The sequence below is a fragment of the Lysobacter sp. ESA13C genome, from assembly GCF_019970005.1.
Lineage (GTDB): Bacteria > Pseudomonadota > Gammaproteobacteria > Xanthomonadales > Xanthomonadaceae > Lysobacter > Lysobacter antibioticus_B.
Genome location: NZ_JAHXYK010000022.1, coordinates 1 through 5569, shown reverse-complemented (window position 1 = coordinate 5569; position 5569 = coordinate 1). Strand labels below are relative to the sequence as shown.

2 tRNA genes and 3 rRNA genes are annotated in these 5569 nt (G+C 54.1%); all 5 read right to left on the bottom strand.

What is annotated here, in order from left to right:
• Window positions 1–25: 25 nt before the first annotated feature.
• Window positions 26–140 (bottom strand): 5S ribosomal RNA (gene rrf, locus LC490_RS24145).
• A gap of 171 nt (window positions 141–311) precedes the next feature.
• Window positions 312–3179, bottom strand: a 23S ribosomal RNA gene (locus tag LC490_RS24140).
• 234 nt (window positions 3180–3413) lie between these two features.
• A tRNA-Ile gene (locus LC490_RS24135) sits at window positions 3414–3490 on the bottom strand.
• Between the two features lie 32 nt (window positions 3491–3522).
• Window positions 3523–3598: transfer RNA gene (locus LC490_RS24130), tRNA-Ala, on the bottom strand.
• 106 nt (window positions 3599–3704) lie between these two features.
• Window positions 3705–5249, bottom strand: a 16S ribosomal RNA gene (locus tag LC490_RS24125).
• Together the 16S, 23S and 5S rRNA genes with 2 tRNA genes alongside form the textbook arrangement of a ribosomal RNA operon.
• Window positions 5250–5569: the final 320 nt, after the last annotated feature.

Below are 5569 nucleotides of genomic sequence, written 5' to 3'. Positions count from 1 at the left end.
TGGTTGCGGCGTTTTAGGGTAAAGCCCCTGGCGATGACCTACTCTTGCATGGCTTAGGCCACACTACCATCGGCGCATGTGCGTTTCACTTCCGAGTTCGGGATGGGATCGGGTGGTTCCACACAGCTATTATCACCAGGGAGAGGGTGGAGGGTCGCTGGCTTCGGTGTATTGAAGTAGCGCACACGCTCTCGTTGGGTTGCTTCAGACGGGATGGACTCCGTCATCGGCGAATAAGTTGGAATGTAGCGAACAGTATTTGGAAGAAACGTCTAGAACGTGTCAATGAAGCCAAGGCAACTTGAGGTTATATGGTCAAGCCACACGGATCATTAGTACAGGTTAGCTCAATGCGTTGCCGCACTTACACACCCTGCCTATCAACCACCTAGTCTTGATGGTTCCTTTAGGGGACTTAAAGTCCCGGGAGATCTCATCTTGAGGCGCGCTTCCCGCTTAGATGCTTTCAGCGGTTATCGCTTCCGAACATAGCTACCCGGCAGTGCCACTGGCGTGACAACCGGAACACCAGAGGTTCGTCCACTCCGGTCCTCTCGTACTAGGAGCAGCCCCTCTCAAATCTCCAACGCCCACGACAGATAGGGACCGAACTGTCTCACGACGTTCTGAACCCAGCTCGCGTACCACTTTAAATGGCGAACAGCCATACCCTTGGGACCGACTACAGCCCCAGGATGTGATGAGCCGACATCGAGGTGCCAAACACCGCCGTCGATATGAACTCTTGGGCGGTATCAGCCTGTTATCCCCGGAGTACCTTTTATCCGTTGAGCGATGGCCCTTCCATACAGAACCACCGGATCACTAAGACCTACTTTCGTACCTGCTTGATCCGTCGATCTTGCAGTCAAGCACGCTTATGCCTTTGCACACAGTGCGCGATGTCCGACCGCGCTGAGCGTACCTTCGTGCTCCTCCGTTACACTTTGGGAGGAGACCGCCCCAGTCAAACTACCCACCATACACGGTCCCCGACCCGGATTACGGGCCTAGGTTAGAACGTCAAGCACGACAGGGTGGTATTTCAAGGATGGCTCCACCACAGCTAGCGCCATGGTTTCATAGCCTCCCACCTATCCTACACAGACGAACTCAACGTTCAGTGTAAAGCTATAGTAAAGGTTCACGGGGTCTTTCCGTCTTGCCGCGGGAACGCTGCATCTTCACAGCGATTTCAATTTCACTGAGTCTCGGGTGGAGACAGCGCCGCTGTCGTTACGCCATTCGTGCAGGTCGGAACTTACCCGACAAGGAATTTCGCTACCTTAGGACCGTTATAGTTACGGCCGCCGTTTACTGGGGCTTCGATCAAGAGCTTCGCCTTGCGGCTGACCCCATCAATTAACCTTCCAGCACCGGGCAGGCGTCACACCCTATACGTCCACTTTCGTGTTTGCAGAGTGCTGTGTTTTTGATAAACAGTCGCAGCGGCCTGGTCACTGCGGCCCCTCCCAGCTATTCACCAGAAAGGGCGCACCTTCTCCCGAAGTTACGGTGCTATTTTGCCTAGTTCCTTCACCCGAGTTCTCTCAAGCGCCTTAGAATTCTCATCCTGCCCACCTGTGTCGGTTTACGGTACGGTCTGCGTAAGCTGAAGCTTAGGAGCTTTTCCTGGAAGCGTGATATCAGCAGCCTAGTCCAAAAGGACCGGTCCTTAGTCTCAACGTTGCCCCCCCGGATTTGCCTAAGGGGACCGCCTCAACTCTCTCACCAGGACAACCAACGCCTGGCCTGCTTAACCTTCTCCGTCCCTCCATCGCACTTACGCGAGGTGCAGGAATATTAACCTGCTTCCCATCGACTACGCATTTCTGCCTCGCCTTAGGGGCCGACTCACCCTGCGTCGATTAACGTTGCGCAAGGAAACCTTGGGCTTTCGGCGTGCGGGCTTTTCACCCGCATTATCGTTACTCATGTCAGCATTCGCACTTCCGATACCTCCAGCGGACTTCTCAATCCACCTTCAACGGCTTACGGAACGCTCCTCTACCGCGCATCACAAAGTGATGCACCCCAAGCTTCGGTTTATCGCTTAGCCCCGTTAAATCTTCCGCGCAGACCGACTCGACCAGTGAGCTATTACGCTTTCTTTAAAGGGTGGCTGCTTCTAAGCCAACCTCCTGGCTGTCTGTGCCTTTCCACATCGTTCACCACTTAGCGATAAATTTGGGACCTTAGCTGTGGGTCTGGGTTGTTTCCCTTTTCACGACGGACGTTAGCACCCGCCGTGTGTCTCCCGGATAGTACGTACTGGTATTCGGAGTTTGCCATGGTTTGGTAAGTCGCAATGACCCCCTAGCCATAACAGTGCTCTACCCCCAGTAGTATTCGTCCGAGGCGCTACCTAAATAGCTTTCGAGGAGAACCAGCTATCTCCGGGTTCGATTAGCTTTTCACTCCTAATCACACCTCATCCCCTACCTTTGCAACGGGAGTGGGTTCGGGCCTCCAGTTGATGTTACTCAACCTTCACCCTGGGCATGACTAGATCACCCGGTTTCGGGTCTACTGCCCGCGACTATGCGCCCTTATCAGACTCGGTTTCCCTTCGCCTCCCCTATACGGTTAAGCTTGCCACGAACAGTAAGTCGCTGACCCATTATACAAAAGGTACGCAGTCACTCCTTGCGGAGCTCCTACTGCTTGTACGCACACGGTTTCAGGGTCTATTTCACTCCCTTCACCAGGGTTCTTTTCGCCTTTCCCTCACGGTACTGGTTCACTATCGGTCGGTCAGGAGTATTTAGCCTTGGAGGATGGTCCCCCCATGTTCAGACAGGGTTTCTCGTGCCCCGCCCTACTCGATTTCATCGCATCAGCCCCTTCGCATACAGGGCTGTCACCTTCTATGGCCGAGCTTTCCAACTCGTTTTGCTGAAGCTGATGCAACTTAAGGGCTAGTCCCCGTTCGCTCGTCACTACTTAGGGAATCTCGGTTGATTTCTTTTCCTCCGGGTACTTAGATATTTCAGTTCTCCGGGTTCGCTTCCAGCAGCTATGTATTCACTGCAGGATACCTATTGCTAGGTGGGTTTCCCCATTCGGACATCGCGGGATCAATGCTTATTGCCAGCTCCCCCGCGCTTTTCGCAGGCTGTCACGTCCTTCATCGCCTCTGACCGCCAAGGCATCCACCGTGTGCGCTTATTCGCTTGACCATATAACCCCAAGTTGCCTCAGGATTATTGATTTACGAACAAATCAACAACTTCAAATGTTAGGGCCTCTTGGGCCCCGCCTTAGCCTCACGACACGTTTGGACATTCCGTCTCAAAACGCTCGCTACATTCCAGTTTTTCAAAGAACACTTCAAAGGCTTCAGCGCCTTCGAAGTTTCAAATCTTTATGTGTGCGCAGTTCAGAGTTTTGTCTCGCTCCAGCTTTCGCCAGGGTGGTGGGTCTGGGAGGACTCGAACCACCGGCCTCACCCTTATCAGGGGTGCGCTCTAACCACCTGAGCTACAGACCCAATTCGTCCCTAAGGACTACTTACTGGCTAGGTGGTGGAGCTTGTCGGGATCGAACCGACGACCCCCTGCTTGCAAAGCAGGTGCTCTCCCAGCTGAGCTAAAGCCCCATCGAAACGGGACGACTCCTCGATCACCCCAAGGCGATCGGGAACTCTGAAATGCAGGTCACTTGTGCGGACGTCTGGACAGGCAATTAACTGTCTTTTTGTCTCTAAAGGAGGTGATCCAGCCGCACCTTCCGATACGGCTACCTTGTTACGACTTCACCCCAGTCATCGGCCACACCGTGGCAAGCGCCCTCCCGAAGGTTAAGCTACCTGCTTCTGGTGCAACAAACTCCCATGGTGTGACGGGCGGTGTGTACAAGGCCCGGGAACGTATTCACCGCAGCAATGCTGATCTGCGATTACTAGCGATTCCGACTTCACGGAGTCGAGTTGCAGACTCCGATCCGGACTGAGATAGGGTTTCTGGGATTGGCTTGCCCTCGCGGGTTTGCAGCCCTCTGTCCCTACCATTGTAGTACGTGTGTAGCCCTGGTCGTAAGGGCCATGATGACTTGACGTCATCCCCACCTTCCTCCGGTTTGTCACCGGCGGTCTCCTTAGAGTTCCCACCATTACGTGCTGGCAACTAAGGACAAGGGTTGCGCTCGTTGCGGGACTTAACCCAACATCTCACGACACGAGCTGACGACAGCCATGCAGCACCTGTCTCACGGTTCCCGAAGGCACCAATCCATCTCTGGAAAGTTCCGTGGATGTCAAGACCAGGTAAGGTTCTTCGCGTTGCATCGAATTAAACCACATACTCCACCGCTTGTGCGGGCCCCCGTCAATTCCTTTGAGTTTCAGTCTTGCGACCGTACTTCCCAGGCGGCGAACTTAACGCGTTAGCTTCGATACTGAGAGCCAAGTTGCTCCCAACATCCAGTTCGCATCGTTTAGGGCGTGGACTACCAGGGTATCTAATCCTGTTTGCTCCCCACGCTTTCGTGCCTCAGTGTCAGTGCTGGTCCAGGTAGTCGCCTTCGCCACAGATGTTCCTCCCGATATCTACGCATTTCACTGCTACACCGGGAATTCCACTACCCTCTACCGCACTCTAGTAAGCCAGTTTCCAATGCCATTCCCAGGTTGAGCCCAGGGCTTTCACATCAGACTTAACAAACCACCTACGCACGCTTTACGCCCAGTAATTCCGAGTAACGCTTGCACCCTTCGTATTACCGCGGCTGCTGGCACGAAGTTAGCCGGTGCTTATTCTTCCGGTACCGTCATGACCTCGGGGTATTAACCCGAAGCTTTTCTTTCCGGACAAAAGTGCTTTACAACCCGAAGGCCTTCTTCACACACGCGGCATGGCTGGATCAGGCTTGCGCCCATTGTCCAATATTCCCCACTGCTGCCTCCCGTAGGAGTCTGGACCGTGTCTCAGTTCCAGTGTGGCTGATCATCCTCTCAGACCAGCTACGGATCGTCGCCTTGGTGGGCCTTTACCCCGCCAACTAGCTAATCCGACGTCGGCTCATCTATCTGCGCGAAGCCCGAAGGTCCTCCGCTTTCACCCGTAGGTCGTATGCGGTATTAGCGTAAGTTTCCCTACGTTATCCCCCACAAATAGGCAGATTCCGACGTATTCCTCACCCGTCCGCCACTCGCCACCCAAGGAGCAAGCTCCTCTGTGCTGCCGTTCGACTTGCATGTGTTAGGCCTGCCGCCAGCGTTCACTCTGAGCCAGGATCAAACTCTTCACTTAAATGTTTCGATTCCAGCCTTGCGGCCTTCATCAATGCTTTGAGTGCAGACTTCGCCCCAGGCCCTCATTACTCAATTACTCGCATTTGCATGCTTTCTTCAATCATTTGGACTCTGTTACGAACGTCTGCAAGATGGACAATCATCCACCCGCCAGACGCCCGCACAAGTCACCTGCGCACACTGTCAAAGATCATCGAAACCGGCCTCAGCGCCTTGTTTCGTGCTCGTCACCGAAGTGCCCGAGCGAGCCGCACACTATACAGCAGTTTTCGTGAACGTCAACACCTGTCCGCGAAACTTTTTGCTGCTTCCCGACTC